The sequence below is a fragment of the Motiliproteus sp. MSK22-1 genome (assembly GCF_001968815.1).
Classification (GTDB): domain Bacteria; phylum Pseudomonadota; class Gammaproteobacteria; order Pseudomonadales; family Balneatricaceae; genus Motiliproteus.
This window is the reverse complement of sequence record NZ_MIEQ01000096.1, coordinates 261,401-283,117: the sequence shown is the minus strand read 5'-3', so window position 1 is coordinate 283,117 and position 21,717 is coordinate 261,401. Positions and strand designations below refer to the sequence as shown.

General features: G+C 46.1%; 19 protein-coding genes. 7 read left to right on the top strand and 12 right to left on the bottom strand.

What is annotated here, in order from left to right; all coding sequences use genetic code 11:
* Positions 1-310 precede the first annotated feature (310 nt).
* Entirely contained in the window at positions 311-1,222 is a 912-nt protein-coding gene (locus BGP75_RS24900; protein WP_076721604.1) for a D-hexose-6-phosphate mutarotase, read from the top strand.
* A gap of 308 nt (positions 1,223-1,530) precedes the next feature.
* Here the strand turns inward: BGP75_RS24900 and BGP75_RS24895 are convergent, their stop codons facing one another.
* The 6 genes from BGP75_RS24895 to edd all read right to left on the bottom strand — a co-directional run bounded on the left by BGP75_RS24895 (position 1,531) and on the right by edd (position 9,416).
* Positions 1,531-1,776 carry a hypothetical protein gene (locus BGP75_RS24895; RefSeq protein ID WP_076721603.1) on the bottom strand — a complete coding sequence of 82 codons (246 nt, stop codon included), beginning with the start codon at positions 1,774-1,776 and terminating at the stop codon, positions 1,531-1,533.
* Positions 1,777-2,099: 323 nt separating this feature from the next.
* On the bottom strand, positions 2,100-4,532 hold the full coding sequence (locus BGP75_RS24890; protein WP_143821184.1) for an ATP-binding protein: 2,433 nt from the start codon (positions 4,530-4,532) through the stop codon (positions 2,100-2,102).
* A 111-nt stretch (positions 4,533-4,643) separates the two neighbouring features.
* A complete protein-coding gene (locus BGP75_RS24885; RefSeq protein WP_076721601.1) occupies positions 4,644-5,597 on the bottom strand; it encodes an aldo/keto reductase family oxidoreductase in 954 nt (317 codons plus the stop codon).
* A 261-nt stretch (positions 5,598-5,858) separates the two neighbouring features.
* A complete protein-coding gene (locus tag BGP75_RS24880) occupies positions 5,859-6,497 on the bottom strand; it encodes a bifunctional 4-hydroxy-2-oxoglutarate aldolase/2-dehydro-3-deoxy-phosphogluconate aldolase (protein ID WP_076721841.1) in 639 nt (212 codons plus the stop codon).
* Positions 6,498-6,549: 52 nt separating this feature from the next.
* Positions 6,550-7,554, bottom strand: coding sequence for a glucokinase (locus tag BGP75_RS24875; protein WP_076721600.1), 1,005 nt, complete (start codon positions 7,552-7,554; stop codon positions 6,550-6,552).
* Complete coding sequence (gene edd, locus BGP75_RS24870) at positions 7,551-9,416, bottom strand: phosphogluconate dehydratase (RefSeq protein ID WP_076721599.1); 1,866 nt, start codon at positions 9,414-9,416, stop codon at positions 7,551-7,553. Before edd ends, BGP75_RS24875 begins: the two co-directional genes overlap by 4 nt.
* A gap of 816 nt (positions 9,417-10,232) precedes the next feature.
* Between edd and BGP75_RS24865 the strand changes: the two genes are divergently transcribed.
* Positions 10,233-10,667 (top strand): DUF3465 domain-containing protein, encoded by a 435-nt coding sequence (locus tag BGP75_RS24865; protein ID WP_076721598.1) that lies wholly within the window; start codon positions 10,233-10,235, stop codon positions 10,665-10,667.
* 162 nt (positions 10,668-10,829) lie between these two features.
* Here BGP75_RS24865 and BGP75_RS24860 read toward each other — a convergent pair whose 3' ends face one another.
* Entirely contained in the window at positions 10,830-11,882 is a 1,053-nt protein-coding gene (locus BGP75_RS24860) for a class I fructose-bisphosphate aldolase (RefSeq protein ID WP_076721597.1), read from the bottom strand.
* A gap of 455 nt (positions 11,883-12,337) precedes the next feature.
* Positions 12,338-13,840: a glutamate--tRNA ligase gene (gene gltX / locus BGP75_RS24855; RefSeq protein WP_076721596.1), complete on the bottom strand. Its 1,503-nt coding sequence runs from the start codon at positions 13,838-13,840 to the stop codon at positions 12,338-12,340.
* Positions 13,841-14,196: 356 nt separating this feature from the next.
* Between gltX and znuA the strand changes: the two genes are divergently transcribed.
* The 3 genes from znuA to BGP75_RS24840 all read left to right on the top strand — a co-directional run bounded on the left by znuA (position 14,197) and on the right by BGP75_RS24840 (position 16,380).
* On the top strand, positions 14,197-15,132 hold the full coding sequence (gene znuA, locus BGP75_RS24850; protein ID WP_143821182.1) for a zinc ABC transporter substrate-binding protein ZnuA: 936 nt from the start codon (positions 14,197-14,199) through the stop codon (positions 15,130-15,132).
* A 319-nt stretch (positions 15,133-15,451) separates the two neighbouring features.
* Positions 15,452-15,661 carry a cold-shock protein gene (locus tag BGP75_RS24845; RefSeq protein ID WP_076721595.1) on the top strand — a complete coding sequence of 70 codons (210 nt, stop codon included), beginning with the start codon at positions 15,452-15,454 and terminating at the stop codon, positions 15,659-15,661.
* A gap of 353 nt (positions 15,662-16,014) precedes the next feature.
* The gene (locus BGP75_RS24840; RefSeq protein ID WP_076721594.1) at positions 16,015-16,380 is read left to right on the top strand and encodes a rhodanese-like domain-containing protein; all 366 of its coding nucleotides are present in this window, start codon (positions 16,015-16,017) and stop codon (positions 16,378-16,380) included.
* A gap of 28 nt (positions 16,381-16,408) precedes the next feature.
* Here BGP75_RS24840 and BGP75_RS24835 read toward each other — a convergent pair whose 3' ends face one another.
* The gene (locus BGP75_RS24835; protein ID WP_076721593.1) at positions 16,409-17,083 is read right to left on the bottom strand and encodes an alpha/beta hydrolase; all 675 of its coding nucleotides are present in this window, start codon (positions 17,081-17,083) and stop codon (positions 16,409-16,411) included.
* A 178-nt stretch (positions 17,084-17,261) separates the two neighbouring features.
* A complete protein-coding gene (gene pdxH, locus BGP75_RS24830; protein WP_076721592.1) occupies positions 17,262-17,909 on the bottom strand; it encodes a pyridoxamine 5'-phosphate oxidase in 648 nt (215 codons plus the stop codon).
* Positions 17,910-18,236: 327 nt separating this feature from the next.
* Between pdxH and BGP75_RS24825 the strand changes: the two genes are divergently transcribed.
* Both BGP75_RS24825 and BGP75_RS24820 read left to right on the top strand, forming a co-directional pair.
* A complete protein-coding gene (locus BGP75_RS24825) occupies positions 18,237-18,965 on the top strand; it encodes a glutathione peroxidase (RefSeq protein WP_076721591.1) in 729 nt (242 codons plus the stop codon).
* 68 nt (positions 18,966-19,033) lie between these two features.
* Complete coding sequence (locus BGP75_RS24820) at positions 19,034-19,744, top strand: hypothetical protein (protein WP_198939533.1); 711 nt, start codon at positions 19,034-19,036, stop codon at positions 19,742-19,744.
* Between the two features lie 62 nt (positions 19,745-19,806).
* Here BGP75_RS24820 and BGP75_RS24815 read toward each other — a convergent pair whose 3' ends face one another.
* Both BGP75_RS24815 and BGP75_RS24810 read right to left on the bottom strand, forming a co-directional pair.
* A complete protein-coding gene (locus BGP75_RS24815) occupies positions 19,807-20,790 on the bottom strand; it encodes a hypothetical protein (protein ID WP_076721590.1) in 984 nt (327 codons plus the stop codon).
* 62 nt (positions 20,791-20,852) lie between these two features.
* On the bottom strand, positions 20,853-21,707 hold the full coding sequence (locus BGP75_RS24810; RefSeq protein WP_076721589.1) for an alpha/beta fold hydrolase: 855 nt from the start codon (positions 21,705-21,707) through the stop codon (positions 20,853-20,855).
* Positions 21,708-21,717: the final 10 nt, after the last annotated feature.

The following is a 21,717-nucleotide window of genomic DNA, read 5'->3' as shown; positions in this document are numbered from 1 at the left end:
ACTGTAATTTTAACAAACATATTATCCTGATTGCATGAAAAGAGACCTCAGCAACCCCAAACCACTCACCGCAGGAAAGCAGCACGTGGAAGAAAACTAGAAACCACAGTCAAACAAGCAAATTATTCCCTTTATATCAGTATCTTGTCTATGAATTAAGTAATTCTGACGATGAACAACAGAAACAATCAAGGGAACAAACAGGTAAAAATTGCCTTGATACAGCTCGACTTACAATGTAATTTAATTACAAATTTTGCAGTAACGCACTGCCATTACTATTGCGCCCACCCTGAAGGCTTCCCTGGCTATGAACGACATTACCCGTATGAACCAAGAGTTCGGTATCCACAGCCACATCAATTTTTTCCGTGGTCCCGACAACTTAATCATGATCCGAATGAATAATGATCATGGAAACCTTTCACTAAGCTTACAGGGAGCCCAGGTATTGGAGTACAACCCAAGCGGGCAAAAAAAAGTGCTTTGGCTAAGCCAAAAAAGCAATTACCAGCAGGGTAAACCAATAAGGGGAGGAATCCCTATCTGCTGGCCATGGTTCGGTGATCATCCAGACAACACCTCCCTGCCAGCCCATGGCTTTGCTCGCACCAGTCAGTGGACCGTTTCAGACAGTCATGGAAATAAAGATGAAACAATATTAAGGCTTGCACTGACCGATAATCAGCAAACCCGGACACTATGGCCCTACTCTTTTTCTCTTGAACTCGAAGTCTGCCTCAACCATCAGTTAAGCCTCAAACTGACTACTCGAAATACCGGCACATCAAATCTGGCCATTACAGAAGCATTGCACAGTTATTTTGCAGTTGGAGATATCGATCAAACAGCCGTGACGGGTCTGGAAGATCAGTCCTATTTTGATAAAGTTGACGACCTAAAGAACAAAAATCAAACAGGCGAAATCCATGTGAAAGGAGAAACAGACAGGGTTTATATTAACACCGATAAAACAACTCGCATCTCAGACACTGCCAACCGTCGCAATATCTCTATTTCCAAATCAGGAAGTCTATCAACAGTTATCTGGAATCCCGGCAAAGAGAAAGCGCAAGCAATGAGTGATTTTGAAGGCTCCGGATACAAGCATATGCTTTGCCTGGAAACCAGTAACGCTCTAACTAACAAAGTAACCATAGCTCCGGGAACAGAACATCAAATGGGCTGCGTGATACGAAGCGACTCTTTAAGCCAAACATAATCACGAAGACTTCAATCCCGTGCTGATTGATACAACCTTACCAAGGCAGTCGTGTGCAAACGGTAGCGAAACATTTCATCTATCCTTTATGACCCGAGCGGGAACGAAGCAATCCCCACCTGTAACGGATGCTGCCAAGAACACTTCTTAGCAATACACGAGGCAATCAGAAACGGTGGAAGAAATCCCGTTTCAGCCGATGATGCTCTTACAGAAATAAAAATAATCGAACTGGCAATTCTCAACAGTGAGTCTGGAAAGCGTGTTAGCCTAAAAGCTCCGAATCAAAATAACGAAGCAATACAAAACTAGTTACCATCCAACGCTGCTTGAAATTCCTGCATGGATATTCCGGCCTTCGCCATCAATCCACGCATATCATCCAGAGTACGCTCGCCCTTACGCTTGAGTTCTGCGGCAGAGTCGGCTTCCTGGCGTTCTGTGATAAGCTCTTGCAGGTGCTGATAAATTGATTCCAGCTCAGAAACTGAAAGATCTTTACAGGCCTGCTGTAAGGCGTCTTCTTGCAATAATAATTTAATAGTGGCGGGCATAGCTATTACAACACTTATATATAAAAGACAGATATATAAAACACAGATTTCTATAGAACCAGCTATATTCCTGCTAGTTACCTACATCACTAGTCGCGGCTACTGCTGTATAATCACAATCTATACAATTACAATGCATGTAATCACGACGTATGTAATTACAAATCACTGCAATTACAGGTTGTTGTAGTTGCAGCCTTTTGCACCGACAACATTTGCACCTACAACAAAGGAGGGATGAACTTAGATTCACCATCCCGATTCTACGTAATTATGCTCTTGATGCAAGTATAAGCACGAATTTGGCAGTTTGCATATCCCGTTTAACTGACCGGCACTTTGATCACAAATTCAGTTCCCTTGCCAGGTTCACTGCAACACCTGATCTGCCCTTTTAGTCGTTGACTGACCAGATTATAAACCAGATGCATCCCAAGCCCGGTCCCTCCAGATCCTCTGCGAGTTGTATAGAACGGCTCAAATATTTTTTCCTGCTGATCCTTAGTCATACCAGCACCGTCATCAGAATACCGAATAACCACTTCAGCTTTTGTTAACTCAGATTTCAATTTCAGAACTCCGTCGCTCCGCCCAGAGTAGGCATGGGTGATGGAGTTATTAACCAGATTACTTATTATATGAAATAAGTCACTGGGATAACCTTCCAGTATGATTCCGGGATCACAGTGCATATCCATATGCAGCCCTGCAGACTCAATACTATGATTCAGGCTGAGCAGGCAGTTTTCAAAAACTTCTGCCAACTGATATCGACAGGATTCGTCCTGATTCGACTCCATCGCCAGCTTTTTGAACATAGCGACAAGAGACGCTGTTCGCGTCAGGTTTTCACTAATCAGCCCTCCAACCTCCATTCCGTTGTCAATAAAACCAACAATATGGTCCCTGGAAAGAACTCCGTCATCGTAGGCTCGTTTTAATTCCCGTAGCTGATCATTCATCAGAGAGTTTGCTGTAATACAATTCCCCACTGGAGTATTTAACTCATGAGAAACACCCGCAACCAGGCCTGCTAACGAGGCCATTTTCTCTGACTCAACAAGCTGCTCCTGAGCTTTGGTTAAAGTATCTAAAGCTTTCTCAAGTTCTAAGTTTGCCTTTTCCAGTTGCTGAGTACGATGAGCCACCCTGTTCTCCAAATCAGTATTAAGCTCACGAACTTCAGCCTCAGCTTTACGTCGTCCTTTATTTTCCTCTGCCTGTTGCGCCTGAAGCTGAATGGCTCTGACCAGGGTTTGTTTAAAAACCTCTACCGCTGCAGCCATTTTGCCTATTTCGTCTGACCGATCTAATCCTGGAGTCTGAACTTCATGCTCGCCTTCAGCTACTCTAGAGATTGTTTGGGTAATATTGGTAATCGGCAGGCTCAGCCTTCGCCCAATCAGCAAAGCCAGTAGCACAGCCGTTGCTATTGCAATCAGGGAGCCTACTACCATCTGCTGGTTTGCTTTAAGTTGCCAGATTTTTAGCTCCTCAATCCGCTTTTTGGCAGCCACAGAGCTGATCGATTGCAATTCATTGATAGCACCGCTCATATCCTGATCTGAGAGCCGTAACTTCTCCTGAATAAAAACTATTTCGTCAAACAGTCGCCCGTATTCTGTCAATAAACCCGCGATTTCCTCAAGCGCTCCTCTGTCCGTCTTGTCTATAAGCTGAGAATAGATATCCTGAGCAGAAAGCTCCATCTGAAATACACGGTTTCTCACTAAGGCTGCGTTGTCATTTGAAGACAATAGCAGAAACTGTTTTTCTTGCTCACGCAATTTGCCAAGCCAGATCTGAAGCTGTCTGGCCGCTTCTGTCATAATTTTTGCGCGACTCAGCTGCCCTTGGGCCACGTCGTACCGAAGTCGGTGAGTAATGGCTTGCCTTTCCAGGTTGGACATTCGTTGCTGGATAAGACTACTGAGTCCAGTAAAGTGATGTATCCAACCGGTAATGTTGTCTGAAGAGGTTTGATTCACGGCCTGCAACATTCGCTGCTGATCATGAGTCAAGTCCTGGAACTGCCTATAGATGCGTTCAACAGAAGCCTTATTTGCAGTGTCAACCAATGTTTCTGCTATCCCGGCCATATGCGCACTCAACTCAGCATTAGAAGCCTGCTGAGCATTCGTTACCTTGGATGGCTGAGTTAAACGTCGCTCAATACGACTGGCTGTTTCTTCAAATGAACGTATTAACTCGATTTCGTCCATATCTCTCAAAAACAGTGACCAGAGTTCCTCCAGATGCTGCTTCTTAAAATGGTATTGACCGGCGCTATGGTTGGCAAATTCGTCTGTTATGGACTCCAAACGCTGCATAATTCTTTGTGAATTACCCAGCTCTTCATCCATTACTGTTTGCTGTGCCACATAGGCTTCAAAGCTTTGCCGGTATAAGTCTGTCACAGCAAGAATATCGCGCAGAAATACTCCCTCATCAGCCTTGTCAAACTGACTGCCAGTGTCTTTTATCTGAGTCTGGAGGCGTTCAATGGCAGAGGACAGTGATTGTAACTGAGCTGGGTCTCCAGTTAACTTGTATTCTCGCTCATAGCGACGTAGCTGAAGCAAAGAATTAACCCATAGATTGATTGATTCACTCTGGGATACTCCCCGGGCGAACCGATCCAGGCTGATCCAGCCAATCAGCGCAACTGAGGCCGTCAGTAGCAGTAGCGCAGTAAAACCCAAAGCTATCTCTGTTCTGAGGCTTTTAAACCGAAACCAGCTTCTCGTAACGCTCAACGCCACCCCCTAAAAATCCATTGTTATTCCACTGGTACAGCCACTGGCTGCACAAATGAAAACAACAAACCGCTTTAAGTATAGATAGGTAATGGTGAAGGGTCAGATAACCTAGGGCACCGGAACTCCCCTGACAACTTCCAGAAGCTGATACCATTGCTCTGGACTCAGTTCAACTTGATCACTCTCACAGGCTGCAGCCAGCCGCTGAGTCTGGGTTGTTCCGACTATCGGCTGTATCCCCGCCGGATGTCGTAATAACCAGGATAAAACGATGGCCTCTGGACTGGTGCTTTTCTCATTAGCTAAAGACTTTATGTAAGTTCCAGCCGAATGCTGATTCCCAAAAAGCTTGCCGCCGGCTAGAGGCGACCAGGCCTGAACACGGATTTCATGCAACCGGCAATAATCCAAAATGCCAGTAACCGCAGCAGTCGCCGGAACTCCAGTGTTGACTAACATACCATCACTGATTAGATCATGACTTAGAAGACTCAGCTCCAATTGGTTAACAACTATCGGTTGATCCAGATAAGACTGCAGCAACGCTATCTGCGCCGCAGAGTGATTGCTGACGCCAAACGCTCGCACTTTGCCACTACTGTGAAGATGATCAAATGCCGCCGCTACTTGCTCAGGCTCCATCAATGGATCTGGTCGATGCAATAACATCAAATCCAGGTAATCTGAATTCAACCTATGCAGAGACTGTTCGGTAGACTGAACAATATGCTCATAACTGAGATCATAACGAGCAGGCAGACCTGGATCCGGATCATCTTTAAAACGAATTCCGCATTTACTCTGTATTGTGATTTGACTGCGTAGCGAAGGACTGCTCTTAAGCAGCTCTCCAAATACTTTTTCCGACTTACCAACGCAGTAGATATCAGCATGATCAAACAGGTTTATTCCCTGTTCCAAAGCAGCATTAACCAAGAGGTCCGCGGTTCTGACCCGCTCAGCTGTAAGGGCTGATCGATCCCAGCTCCCACCGATCTGCATGCAACCATAACCGATACAGGAGACAGCCTGGTCGACACCAGAAATACTATACTCTTTCATTCAACATCCGCCTTCGAGTAAATATGAACAATCTTCAATACAAGCCTTTCAGCCAACTTGTTTAACTATGAGGTTCATTCCCGTTTAAAAAAAAGGCCGCCCCAACAATGTTGAGGGCGGCCAAAAAACAGTGCAATCACCATTTACACTGCATGTCATTCACTGGGCATAGACCTGAAAAAATGCACCAGCGAACGGTTCAGAGCACGGGAATGCCATGAAGAACCTGAATTCCAATAAAAATATAAGCTTGCGACGTTTCTATCTGATCCTGGCTGCTTGCTGCACAACCCCTGCTGCTAATGCCTTAATCCCCTCCCAGTCTTTTTTCTTAACCAGCTCAGAAGGCACAACCCAAGAGCCACCAACACAGGCAACATTTGACAATGAGAGGTAATCACAAAAATTGTCCGGACCTATACCACCGGTAGGGCAAAAGGTAACCTCCGGCATAGGACCGGCAAAGGAGCGAAGCGCACCAACACCACCACTACTCTCCGCCGGGAAAAATTTAAATGCAGTGTATCCGGCTTCCATACCTACCATTAGCTCAGATGCAGTACTAATTGCCGGAATGTAATGAATATCAATTTCTTTCCCCGCTTTCAGTAAGGCCGGCGTAGCCCCTGGGCTGATAGCAAAGACGCAGCCAGCGTCTCTGACCTGTTGAAGCTGCGCAGGAGTAGTAATGGTTCCTGCACCAATAAGAGCCCCCTCGACATCCTGGCTAATAGCGCGGATAGCATCAAGAGCAGCTTCTGTTCTCAAGGTAATTTCAAGTACTTTTAAACCACCAGAGACCAGTGCTTTGGCTAAGGGTACTGCATCTTCAACCTCATCAATCACCAGTACCGGCATGACCGGCGAGGTTTCAAGTATTTCATTAACTGTGTTGCTCATGTTTTTTCCTCGCACTTCTTCAATTCTTTCAACAACTGCTTCTCTATAGCCGTTAACCATTTAGTTCGCTCAACGCTACAGCAGCTCCTGTTAATCCAGGTTGCTCCGCTGTAACGACATAGGTTGGAATAGCGGTCATATAAGCTTTAAACCGGCCCTTGTCTTCAAAACGTTGTCGAAACCCACTTGCGGAGAAAAACTCCAACATCCGAGGTATAATTCCGCCGGTAATATAAACCCCGCCCTGCGCACCTAAATTAAGAGCCATACTGCCAGCAACACTCCCTAGAATTGAGCAAAAACACTCAAGCACTTCCAGGCAAAGAGGATCCTTTTGATCTAGTGCACGACGGGTGATTTCTGCAGGCTCTATAGGACTGGACTGCTGATCCGGGTGTTGTCCTTTAATTGAAGATAGCGCTGCAAACAGGTTGCTTAATCCCATACCTGACAGCAATCTTTCCACTGATACGTGGGAATACCGGGTCCACAGGTATCTGAGAATCTCAACTTCCAACTCATTACTGGGGGCAAAGTCCACATGACCACCTTCGGTCACAACCGGAACCAACCTCCCCCCGTGACGAATCAGGCCACCAACACCAAGCCCCGTTCCAGGTCCAAGCAGAGCCAACGGCTGTCCAGCCAACGCACTCCCACTTCCAACCTGATACAGAGCATCGGCACTCAGTTGAGAAGCAGCATAGGAAAGTGCAGCATAGTCATTGATGATCTCAAGCTGCTCCAATCCCAATGATTCTTTCAACGCGCTTTTGGAAAATACCCACCCGCTGTTAGTCATATCCACGACATCTCGGGTGACTGGACATGCGATAGCCAAACAAGCCCTTGCGGGGGTGCGCTGCCCTAGCTCAGGCTCAGCCTGAAGGTAGCTCTGGATAGCCGTTTCGATATCCGGATAGTCAGAAACTTTAAGATTACGAATGTGCAGTGGCAGGAAGCCGCCCTCTTTAACCACGGCAAAACGCGCATTTGTGCCACCAATATCTGCAATCAGAGAATATGTTGACTGATCAGCGAGAACCGAAGTAGTCATAGCACAGCCTGATTATCAATATTTTGATCTTCAACGGCAGAAAAAAGCACACTTGCTCCTTGCTCTGAAACCCCTACTTGCTGGCGCATCACGGCAAATAATTCACGCCCCATACCAAACTGATTTGCGGATAAGTCAGCTGAAATATTTTCCCGACTCTTTAACTCCTCATCACTCAGTAAGACTTTGAGTTCACCATTAACAGAGTCAAGACGAATAACATCACCTTCCTGAAGTCTGGCCAAGGGGCCTCCCAGGCTTGCTTCAGGCCAAACATGTATTGCTGCAGGTACCTTGCCTGACGCACCGGACATCCGACCATCCGTCACCAGAGCGACCTTGTAGCCCCTGTCCTGCAACACACCCAGAAAAGGCGTTAACTTATGCAGTTCAGGCATACCGTTGGCTCGCGGGCCCTGAAAGCGGAGCACCAGAACAAAATCCCGATCCAATTCCCCCCGGCTAAACATGGGCTCAAGATCATTCTGGTCATGCAATATAACGACTGGCGCTTCGACGATACGGTGTTGATCCTTAACTGCTGATGTTTTGATGACACCACGTCCAAGATTACCCTGAACCAGCTTAAGACCTCCATCCGAGGCAAAGGGGGCTTCTGGAGAAGCGATTACATCTTTATCCAAGGAGACTTCCGGACTCTTTCGCCATACCAGCGTTTGTCCACCATTCGGTTCAGGATCGATGAAAGGCTCTTCGGTATACTGAGATAGACCTCGTCCAGTAACTGTCAGCACATCATCATGCAACATCTCAGAGGACAGTAAATGACGGAACAGCAACGCCATCCCCCCGGCCGCATGGAAATGATTGATATCAGCACTGCCGTTGGGGTAAATATTAGTCAGTAAGGGTACGACGTCTGATAAATCCGAAAAGTCATCCCAATTAATGATAACTCCCGCGGCACGTGCTATCGCAATTAAGTGCATGGTGTGATTGGTCGATCCGCCGGTCGAAATAAGGGCAACCAACCCATTGACGATGGCTTTTTCATCCAGGACTTCGGCCAATGGACGATAACTATTACCCAATTCTGTTATGCGACAAACCTGTTCTGCTGCTGCTTTTGTCAGAGCATCTCTTAAATCGGTATTGGGATTAACAAAAGAAGCTCCTGGAAGGTGCAGTCCCATGGCCTCCATTAACAACTGATTACTGTTCGCGGTTCCATAGAAAGTGCAGGTACCCGCACCATGATAGGATTGGGATTCACACTCAAGAAGGTCATCCCGAGTTGCTTTACCCTCGGCATAGAGCTGACGAATTCGTGCTTTCTCTGGATTTGACAGACCTGAAGGCATTGGTCCTGCAGGAACAAAAATAGTTGGAAGGTGACCAAAACTTAGCGCACCCAACAACAATCCAGGGACGATTTTGTCGCAAACTCCGAGACAGAGCACGCCGTCAAACATGTTATGTGACAAGCCTACGGCGGTAGACATAGCAATAGTATCGCGACTAAACAGACTCAACTCCATACCGGGCTGGCCCTGGGTAACACCATCACACATTGCTGGAACGCCACCAGCAAACTGAGCAACAGAACCCATCTTGTGTACAGCTTCCTTTATCAGTGCCGGAAAACGCTCGAAAGGCTGATGAGCAGAAAGCATGTCATTGTACGCCGAAACAATAGCGATATTGGCACTGTTCATCAGCTTTAGCTCTGACTTATCTTTCTCGCCGCAGGCAGCAAACCCGTGAGCCAGGTTACCGCAAGACAAAGTAGAACGATGAGGCTTCTGCAATCTGGCCTTTGCCATGCGGTCAAGATAGTCTTGCCTGCTTTGTCGACTGCGCTCGATGATACGCTCTGTTACTGCTTTAACTGTTGGGTTCATATATTCTCTCCAATCTCAGGCCCACTCTTCGGAGCGCTCTGAGTTCTGCTAACAGCCCTATGATGGCTACTGATCGATTGCCATCAAACTAAAGACAATCTTCGCGCTGGGATAACAGCCTGCTGCAGCTGAATCTCATGACTCAAAGCCAACCGTGACAACTTCCATCAGCAACAACAACGAACCGATAACAGAAATGTAATTTAATTACATACTAACAAACATAACTCTGACTTAATAGTCTGAATTTTGAATTTATGTACTTTTATTACGTAAGTGTTAAAAAATCTTTCTGGATTTTCTTACAAGCAACCTTAAAAGCGTCAGATAAATCAGCCTACCTTAACCTGATCAGCCCCAGTTATCTTTTAAATTCAAAGCGTTAAAATTGAAATTAGCAAGAGGAATGAATAGTACGTAATCCCTTGATCGTTTTTGGATTTGTTCCCATACAGAGAAACGGAACGTACAGTCTACAAGCCCCCCCCTTTTAAAGCGGGTCCACAGATGCAAGATTGACTCAATCTGTCTTATTTCCGATATAATCGCCAATAATTCACTCCCCAACAGAGAAACCATATGACACAGGAGAGCGGTTTGACCTTCTTTACCGCTATTTTTTGTATTTGCGATGTTGATAGCCTACAGCGCATCGTCTGCACGGCATCTTTTTTGACTCAGAGAAAGCAACAAAAGGTCTGAATCGATGCGCCGGCAGTTTAATGATTACAGTGGGCGGATATCTGGCCATTCGCCATTCGCCATTCGCCATTCGCCATTGAACATATCAACAAACATCAAGAGCTTGACGCATCCATGAAAAAACTGTTCCTTATTTTAATTCTGGGCTTTGTTGGTTATTCAGTCATTGACCGAAACCCTGACCTTATCAGCCAATATACAAGTGCCCCTTCTGATACCGAAAAGCTGCTGCAGTTTGCCTTCGAAAACAAACAGAGTGACCTTCAAGTACAGGGCACTGGAACCACGATAAAAATTCTTGAAGATGATTTAAAAGGCAGCCGCCATCAGCGGTTTATACTGAAGCTATCAACGGGACAAACTATACTGATCGCCCACAACATTGATCTGGCTCCTAGAATAGCCGACCTGAGTAACGGTGATAATGTCGAGTTTTTTGGCGAGTATGAGTGGAACAAAAAAGGAGGCGTTGTACATTGGACACACAAGGATCCAAGAGGAAAACATACCGACGGATGGCTGAAGCACCGTGGCAATATTTATCAGTAAATCAAGACATGCACGTGACACCCAACCCCGGGGCGGCTCAGCCCGTTTAAACATCGGCTGATTGGAGACTAACTTACTGCCAGGACAAATTGCTTAGCTATTGACGTCAGCTCCAACCAACGGGACAGGATCAACACAGAACAAGCAGAATCACATGAAAAATCAAGCAATCGTAACTGTTCTATCTAAGTACACGTCCTGGATCGCATTTAGCAGTGCGATACCTTCCTTCATCGGTTTTTGGAACGCTTTGCGACCGGAAATCAGCCCCATACCACCAGCACGCTTATTAATGACGGCTGTTCTGACTGCCTGAGCTAAATCATCTTCGCCTGAAGACGCTCCTCCAGAATTAATCATCCCTACCCGCCCCATATAACAATTGGCAACCTGATACCGCACCAGGTCGATTGGATGATCACTGGTCAACTGAGAATAGACCTTGGGATGAGTTTTACCAAAGTTGATAGCGTTATAACCAAAATTTCCTTCAGCCTGCTTCTGCTTTACGATGTCGGCATTTACCGTTGCCGCCAAATGATTCGCCTGCCCAGTAAGGTCAGCGGCGGTATGATAATCAATCCCCTCACCTTTAAACGCCGGATTGCGCAGATAAGCCCAAAGAATTGTTACCAGCCCCTGCTCATGCGCGTATTCAAACGCGGCACTGACTTCCTGTATTTGTCTGCGACATTCAGGAGCGCCAAAATAAATGGTCGCCCCTACCGCCACAGCTCCCAGATCAAGCGCCTGGTCAACACTGGCAAACAGGGTCTGATCATAGATGTTGGGATAGCTCAGCATCTCATTGTGGTTAATCTTCATGATGAAGGGGATTTTATGCGCATACTTTCTGGACACGGAAGCAAGCACCCCCAAGGTCGAAGCTACTGCGTTACAGCCACCTTCAATAGCTAATTCAACTATGTTCTTAGGGTCGAAGAAAAGGGGGTTAGGAGCAAACGAAGCACCTCCCGAATGCTCCACTCCCTGATCAACCGGCAAAAGTGAAAGATACCCTGTATTTGCCAGCCGCCCGCTACTGAACAGCGTCTGAAAGTTACGTAATACTCGGGGATTACAACTCTTGTCTGCCACGACCCTATCTATATAATCCGGCCCCGGCAGATACAATAATTCTTGAGAAATAGTTTCACTGCGGTGACCAAGCAAGCTCTCCGCTTCCGCCGCGAGCAACCCTTCTATTATAGTCATGCCAATATCTCCCCACTCAATAAAGATCAGGGAACCTGCTATTTAAGGCCTTTGAACTCATTGCAAGCCAAGGGCCCTGCTCGCAGACTCCTCAGGACGCTTACCTGTAGCCGGTAATTCCAATTACCTGAGTGAGTATAGTAGCCAGATCAGGGAGTACAACAGAGCCCATCGGCCAGTATGGCGAGATGCGGCAACTATTTTGACAAACACCGATTGCCAGAGATCAGAACACAAAGGATGAAAGCCGATAATAAGGCAGGAAACTCTTTTCTCCCCACACAGATTATCAGCGTTCTTTCTCTGCCCCCTCTAACCAAAACCAGCAACAGACAACATAGCAATATCGTAATCAGAGCACATCACTTCTTTCAGGAACCAAGAGCCAGGCCCCTGTAGCCTTGCATGACCAATGCAGTGATTCATGACCAGCACTGATAGGCAACGGGACCTGGTTAGCTCTGACTTTCCAATACAGCCTGAAGCGCCCTGAACTCTTTATCCCATCTCTTGGCTTCTTTCTTTGAGGCGGCACCCAATTGATTTAAGGCATGACGCAAGCGCGCACGACTCATATCCGGTCCCAGAAGAAGCATCGATTCGATAACTGATACAGAGGAAGCACTACCTGAAATTGCCACGAACAAAGGAAAAAGAAAATCTCTGATCTTAAAATCCATAGCTTTACTGAGACCACTCAGCCCCTGAAAAATACGATCTTTCTCCCAATAACGCTCGGCCTCAAGCTGCCAAAGAGAAAACTGAAGAACACGTCGAACCTGATCTTTATCGAGAGCCTTGTTTTCAAAATCAGCTTCATCCAGATCAAGCATTCCAGACATGAAAAATCCAGCCAAGGGAACCACGTCGCTGAATTTGTCTACCCGAGGCTGGATCAATGGGATAATTGGCATCAGATAATCGGAATTCAACGCCCATTGCTGGAACTTCTGAGAGAATGCCTCAGAATCCAGTTCTTCTCGAATCCAAAGTCCATTCAACCAGCTTAGTTTCTCCTGATCAAAAATGGGCCCCCCCAGGGAAACACGCTGAATATCAAAGTTATCAAACATTTGCTGACGGGTGAATTTCTCACTCTCATCCGGCATTGACCAGCCCATCCGGGCAAGGTAATTCAGTAGCGCTTCCGGCAAATACCCCATACGCTCGTAATAGTTGATACCCGTCGGATTCTTGCGTTTGGAGAGCTTCGACTTATCCGGGTTACGTAACAATGGCATATGACAAAGCTTAGGCATCTCCCAACCAAAGTACTGATACAGAAGATGATGTTTTGGAGCCGAGGAAATCCATTCTTCACCACGAATCACGTGACTAATTTTCATCAGGTGATCGTCGACCACATTCGCCAGATGATAGGTGGGCATTCCATCAGATTTTAGCAGAATCTGGCAATCCACCTGAGCCCAGTCCACTTCAATGGTGCCACGTAACATGTCATCAATAACGCAAGTACCTTCCTCCGGTACTTTCATACGCACAACATAGGAGGCGCCTTCAGACATTCTGCGGTCAACTTCATCAGCAGGCAGCCCTAAATCACTCTGTTTTAATGCTGTTTGCTTTCCTGCAGCACGGCGAGCTTCGCGAAGCTCATTAAGTTCATCAGCCGTTCGATAGCACAAAAAGGCTTTACCCTCCTCTACCAGTTTCATGGCGAAATCTTTATAGCTATCTTTTCGTTCGCTCTGCCGGTACGGTCCATGAGGACCACCAACATCAGGGCCCTCATCCCATTCCAGGCCAAGCCAACGCAAAGAATCCAATATTGCTTGCTCTGATTCCGGCGTACTTCGAGTCTGATCGGTATCCTCAATTCGCAAAATAAAATCACCGCCATGCTGGCGAGCGAATGCAAGGTTAAACAGAGCAATATAGGCAGTACCTACATGAGGATCACCGGTGGGTGAAGGCGCGATGCGTGTACGAACAGTCATGGTTTTGATCTATCCAAAATTTAAAATCAGCTCTTGATAAAAGCCACGGTAAAAAGTTAAAAAGGTAGCCCGATTAAAGAGAGCAATAAATAAAACGCCGAGTATAACGGTTTGCGCCTCCAAGTGCCTCCCGTTAAAAGGTCATTTGTTGGCTTTTATCGGATCATTAAAACCTAGCGCCAATTCGAGTCTATCCCGGTAGATTCAATTGCCAGCACAAAGCAATTTGTTATATTATAACATTACTGCGTTATACGCTGAATTTGAATGCGGATAACATTTGTTGAATATAGAATCTGGTGGCGATTCCCTTGCTGATTAACTCCCTATATAAAAAAACTTTCCGGGCAAATTCCTTGAACAATAACTACAGACTGGTAAAAAGCTGTCTGTTAGCCACGCTGGTGCTAATGACAATGCCTGTTCAGGCAATTGAAGTTATCACCACTATCAAACCGATCCAACTGATCGCACTTTCGATCACCAAAGGAACCAAGGAGCCACAGATGCTGTTACCGGCACACAGCTCCCCTCATGACTATCAGATGCGTCCCTCTGATATGCAAAAATTACAAAAGGCTGACCTCGTATTCTGGGTAGGGCCCAGCCTCGAGCGTTTTCTAAGTAATGTTCAGGAAACCAGTCCTGAGTCCACCAACTGGATTGAGCTTCAAGCGCTATTTGAATCTGAAGCGACACAGTCTCAGATCAAGACCACTGAGAACAGCGACGAAATGGAGCATGCCTCCGAACATCAACAGGATCACAACCATGAGGGTATGGACCCGCATATCTGGCTGTCACCGATACACGCGGGAATAATAGCCAGAAAAATTGCAGCGACTCTTATCGAGTCAGATCCGGAATCCACTCAAACCTACAGCGATAACCTGGCAGAATTTCTTAAGCAACTGCAAAAACAGGACTTATCATTAAAAAAGCAACTAAGCGAAATAAAAGACAGTGGCTACTACGTATTTCACGATGCATATGGCTACTTCGAAAGACATTATGGACTCCACCATCTGGGGGCTTTCACCCTGAGTCCCGACCGCAAACCGGGGGCAAAACGATTGCAGAATATTCGTGAACAACTGGAAAGCAGTGATGTACGTTGCGTATTTACTGAGCCTCAGTTCAAACCATCGATGGTGCGAGCGATTACCGAAGGACTGAAAGTCAATACTCAGGAATTGGACCCTTTGGCTACATCAATAGCGTTACATGCAAATGGCTATTTTATGTTTTTACAACAACTTGCAGATTCCTACGTGGCTTGCCTAAAAAAGTGATCGTAAAAAAGTCTAAAAACACAAAACACTGTTGAACTTTCACTGACAGACTGAGTCAGAGTCTGTGAAGCGAAACCCAGCCAGTTTGCTTTTTAGATTATCTCCTTCTTTTTCATTGTTATTATGATCCCCCGCTTCGGCGGGGATTTTTTTTGCTTGCTGGATAAAACCCTTCCTGACTCACCCCCGCATTCATAGTATTTGACAAATATCAACACAAAAATATAAAAACTTACTGATTTTTGTTCAAAAAACTAGGATTGCGTACAAAAACCCTCTATTATTGCGGGGCTTTTATAACAAAAAAAGGGTGTAAGCAATGTCTGAACGGGAAACTGGAACGGTTAAGTGGTTTAATGACGCAAAAGGATTTGGTTTTATCACACGAACCGGAGGTGAAGATGTCTTTGTACATTATCGCCAAATTCGAGGAGAAGGACACAAATCGCTAGCTGAAGGGCAGCAGGTGGAGTATGGAATTACTCAAACGCCAAAAGGACTGCAGGCAGAAGACGTAGCCGCAGCCTAGCCTTCGTAAGACTTGAGTGGCGACTCAAGTCGTAGCTCAAGTCTTACCGCTACACTGAACCGATTCAGGTAAATACCCTTCTTATTACAGAGGAGCTGTTCTTGTCGCTCACTGCTGTAGCCACGTTTCTTTCTATTGAGCCTTCTCTCAAACTCTATTTGCCACTGCAAAGCCAGGCCCTTTAAAATAGATCTGATTAAGATATTTCTACTATCTTAAGTGGCATGATAAAACCAAAAATCAATGGGAACTCATTGTATATAAAAGACTCCCAGTCCTTAGAGTACACTTTAAACGGCGCAGATCATCCTAAGTAAACACAGGTGTTTCCGATAATTAATAACAGGACCAGAATGAAGATTTTAAGCAGCTTAATCTTAGTCACTGCCTCTCTATTCAGCCTTCAACTTCAAGCTGGTGAACAAGAATCGAAGGCCTGGGAGCTTATAGAAACCGGCTCTTTAGTTATCGACGTACGAACAACTGAAGAATATGCTCAGGGACACCTTGCTGATTCTCTTCATATCCCATATCAACAAATAACATCACAACTTAACAATCAAGGAATCCGTAAGGACAGGCAAATAGTCCTTTATTGTCGCAGTGGCCGCAGAGCCAGCGTTGCTGAAGCCGCTCTGCGACAAGCAGGCTACAGCAATATTTTTAACGGTGGCGGTCTTGAGCCTTTGCTAAAAGAAAAACTACTATTGGCTAACTGATCCTTCAGGAAACAGCCCGGTCCCGAGATTACTTTCCCGTCAGAGCCTGCTGCATCCAGCGACTAAGAGTTTGAATTTCCTGAAAACAGACTTCGTGTCCCATCTGATAAGTTTGCCAAACAGGATCAAACCCTTGCAGACAAAGAGATTCAAAACCCTGACGGCCTAACTCAACAGGAACAACCCCATCCTGTTCACCGTGTGCCACAAAAACAGGTAAATTATGATTTGCGGTCGTCGCCTGATGCTCAGGCAGCTCCGGTTTTATCCTGTAAGTCGAGAGTGCAGCCAACCCGGCTAACGATCGAGGATACCTAAGGGCAGACTGGTAGGCCACGGCTCCTCCTTGAGAAAAACCAACTAATAGAATCCGATCACTGGAAACTCCCCGTTGCTCCTCTTTTCCAATTAGCTGAGTAATCTGATCACAGGCTTCATAAAGATGAGAATCATTAATGTCTCTGGCCCGCCCCATACTGAGAATGTCATACCACGCTCTCATTGGCATACCACCATTTACCGTTACCGGCCGAACCGGAGCATGGGGAAAAATAAACCTGACGGGTAAATCTGATGGCAATCCTAACTCTGGAATAATCGGTACAAAGTCATTGCCATCTGCACCCAAGCCATGAAGCCAGATGACTGACGCGATAGCAGTGGACTTTGGTTCAACTTCGATACAGGGAATTGTTTCAGCCATGGTGTTGTCCGCAAGTATTCATTGAAATAACTATTAATCAAAAGAATCACTGGTAAAAAACCAACCTTGGAAAGAACACCCAGAGCACTGTCAACACCGTTTGATCGAACAGTCACTCCAGGATCGTCATTCCCCCGGGTTTAAGCAATCAGTAAACGCTCCCTTTATAAGATAGAGATTAAGGCGCTAATCTGACCAGTTGCCACTGATCCAGCTGCTGACTGTAAATCAATCGATCATGTAGCCGATTCTCCCGCCCTTGCCAGAACTCAAACCGCTCCGGCACCAGCCGGTAGCCACCCCAGGATTCAGGGCAAGGTATTGGGCAGTTTTCATATTTTTGAGCCAATGCATCTGCTCTTGCCTCCAATTGCTGACGACTCTCGACCATTGAGCTTTGTGCAGAGGCAGCAGCACTTAATTGACTTCCCAGCGGCCGTTCAGCAAAGTAAGACTCTGCGTCTGACCGTGGTAGTTGTTCTACTTTTCCCCAGATTCTGATCTGGCGCTCAAGACCTCGCCAGTAAAAAAGCACCTCTGCCTGAGGGTTCTCAGCTATCTCCTGCCCCTTATGGCTACGATAGTCTGTGTACCAGCAAAATCCGTTCTTATCATAATGTTTAAGTAACACTATTCGCACTGACGGACAGCCTTCTCTCGTTGCTGTCGCCAGCGCCATCGATGAAGCATCCAAAGGGTCGATCTTTGCTGCCTGATCGTACCAGAGTCCGAACTGATCGAAAGGGTCTGCCTTCATGTCCGCACGGTGAATCCGTTCAGCGATATACTCCCGGCGGATGTCTTTCAGATCTTTACCTGTAGTCATATTATTCCTGTTTCGATGTATAGCTGTGTTAGTTCCGCTAAAAGTCATAGGCTTAGGGAACCCCTAGTCAATCCAGCCATAGAGCTATCAATATATTATCGCTGTATCTTCCAAATGGAGGCCTAAGGCTAAGGAGCCTTCGAACAAGTCCCTTGGGCCTCGGAGGGCTCGCTGAGAACATAATGGACTTATTCGAAGGTTCTCTATCTCTGGCAATTACCAAGCTATTGAAAATAGCTATCACCCAGTTAAATATGATTAATTATATTTAATTTAATAACCACCTTAAAGTACCGTCCAAGCAAGCAACTTAACCCGGAGAAACATATGCAAGACAATCGTGAAAACCAAAAGATTCCACAGACCACCTTTCATTGTCGTGAAGGTGACCAATGGGTAGACCATAACTCAGAAGAACTGTTCCAAAACAAAACGGTGGTTTTATTTGCACTACCAGGGGCTTTTACCCCGACCTGCTCATCCAGCCATGTCCCCCGTTATAATGAGCTGGCAGACCAGTTTCGAGCCAACGGTGTTGACGCAATTTACTGCGTGTCGGTTAATGATGCTTTTGTAATGAACGCCTGGAAGGAAGACCAACAGGCAGATAAAATCATGTTTTTACCAGATGGCAACGGTGATTTTACTGAAGCGATGGGGCAACTGGTTAACAAAGCTGAACTGGGCTTTGGCAAACGTTCCTGGAGATATTCAATGCTGGTTCGGAACGGTATCATTGAAAAAATGTTTATCGAACAGGATATTCCTGGAGATCCGTTTCAGGTTTCCGATGCAGACACCATGTTGAATCACCTGAACCCAGCAGCTAAAGAAGAAACTCCTGTTACTTTGTTCGCTCGCCCCGGTTGCGGCCACTGCTTAAGAGCCAAGCAACTTCTGGATGAAAAAGGTTTGCGTTATGAAGAGATTCAACTTGGTAGAGACGTTAATCACCGTGGTCTGAAAGCCGTAACGGGTCGCCAAACAGTTCCACAGATCTTTATTAATGGTGTTCATATCGGCGGTGCTGATGATCTGGAAAAAGAACTAGGCTAACGGTACCGCATCAGCGTCCACTATTGATATTATTTCCAATCGAACTGATCAATCGATAGAATCGGGGGATGACTATATCCATCCCCCGACTTAGTTCGGTCGCACTGTTATTGCTGGTATCTGTTTCCACGCTGTTTCTAACGGGCTGTGGTGGTAACGGTTTCAGTCTTAAAAACCTGGCTAAAAGTGATATAGATATGGTCACTGATATTTATATCCGTGAGCAATATTTCCATACTCGGGAGCTGATGACAAAGCTATACAAGCGCAATCCACGTGAGTTAACCAAAAACCCTGGCTACACCATTAATAAAAGATTGAAGCAATTGGGACGCACTCGCTCCTCTTTCCGTTTTCCCGAGCTTGGCAATAAAGTGGGCAATGATGCCCTCAACCTGGTTTTTGATGAGGCTTTTAAGGGGGATCGGGTATTTGCCTTACTGGTTGGAATCAGAAGCAGCTTACATGCTTCCTATAATCAAAAATCAGAACTTTACCTTCTTGATGAACTTGATCAGCAGAAGCTCTACAACAGTGCACGCAACCTTGAAATCATCGCCTGGAGACTTAGAGCGTTCCGCCAAGCAGATGGCACTCTGTTTCTGCTCAGCAACGGCTACCAGGACGGCATTCCAAACCTGAGCTACGAGCGTCTATTTGGCAAAATGATAGGTCTTCAGGATATGATGGCAAAGATAGTTTCTGGAAAAAATGATCGTACAATCAACACGGTAGTCCACGGTATGGCAACAACTGCGCTGCTGCCGATTGGAATTTAAGACCCTGCCAGCATCCGCTGACACTCCATACATTCGTTAACCTCGTGATTTGCTACACTGGGTTAATTGATCTGGATGCGGTCTATTTTGTGATTATCGTTCAGATGCAAGGTCACATCCGCCCGGTCTGGCATTTGCTCCAACATTTGCCGCGTCAATCTCTCATAATGCATGATGAAATGTCTAATCTCAGATTGACTCATAATTCTCAGGGGCTCCGTAGCATCCTTATCCAATTCAAACTGCTCGACACGTTCAGCCAACTTTTTTTCCTGCAATGTACGCCATTCAAAAACACTGTCCATACTCGGCACCTTAAGCATCAGGAGGACATCCAGCATATTAAACAGCCGACGATAGCTACCCTTTAACTGCTCATTAACATATTTACGCCAGACACCCTCAGGATCTTCTTCTCGCTCAAGAGCATTTATCGGCTCAATAAGCGCATCATCTGGCTGTGGAGTTGCACCAAGGCACCAACCATCAATCACCACAATATCAGCAGGTCCTACCCATTCCTGCCAGACAGCTTCCGGGCAACGATCATCTATCGATTTATCAAACACAGGAATTTTGGTGATTTTATCTTTACGTGCTTGTTTCAGTTCATGTAGAAGATTAAACCCAAGATAAACATCATGAGTGCCCGGCACACCACGTGTAGAAAACAAAGGATGAACTTCGTTAGCCATTTTCTGGCGATCAGCACGAGTCTTATAGATATCGTCCAAAGAAAACCCTACGACCTTTTGGCCAAATCCTTCAGCCAGAGTCACCTCCAAGAGTGTAAAAAGCGTGGATTTACCGGCCCCTTGCGCCCCGTTGATTCCAACGACCAGGGGGCCCTCACTTCGCTTTTTTCTTTCATACAGCCAGGCCCCGAGAGGCACATAGATCGCTTCCAGCATTTCTACCAAACCGATATCGACTTTCAGAGATTTAAGGGTAGAAGAGAACTCCGCTTCAATACGGGCAGTAGCCTGCTTACGCTCTTGCTCAGTCAAACAAAGGTATTCAGCAGGCCAGGCGGTCAAAATACTCATTAATACTCCAGCTACAGGGTTAAAAAACGCCTGATTCCAGGATAGAAACTTAACAGAACTTATCAGCGCATTTGCTGTGCTCTTAGCCAATCAACAACTTTCTGTATCTGGCTTGGGACCATCAAAGACGGCGCATGACTGACCCCGGCCCAGCTAACCACATTCATCTCTGGCTTAGCTGCCTTCATGGCAGTCACCGTATCTGCGCTTAAAACATCAGAATCCTCGCCCCACACCAACATCTGCGGACACTGTATATTGTTCCATAAATCCCAAAGGTCAATATCCTGATCACTCAATGCACGGGCATATTCACCTATTTTCGGATCATAATGAAGAACAAAACCCTCCAATGGATGCTCTCTACAGCCACATACAGCCAAACGATGCCACTGCTCATCTGAAATTCCGTGATATGCAGGGTAAATGGAACGGTAGTAATCCTCAACTTCCTGATGGCTCCAAAATCGGCACTCCTGCCCTACGTAAGCGCCAATACGTTGCAACGACTCTTTACTGATAAAGGGACCAATGTCGTTAAGTATGAGATTCCGAACAGGACTTCCTGGAAGGGACGCTAAACAGATTCCAATCAGCCCGCCCATCGAAGTACCCAGCCAATCAACTTGCTTTACGTTCAGTCGAGCGATTAATGCCACCATGTCATTCAGGTATTGGCTGATATCATAAGCAACGCCCTCCGGCAGCCAGTCGCTTTCACCTCGACCGACAATATCCGGGCATACAACCCGATAATTTCTCGCCAGAGATTGGGCTATCTCATCAAAATCACGGCTATTTCTTACTAACCCATGTACACAGACCAACACCCGCTGATTCTCTGCGGCTCCCCACTCGCGATAAACAATTTTATGAAACCCCTTTGAGTTCAGGGCTTTAAATGATTCCGTTCTCATAAGCTGTTTT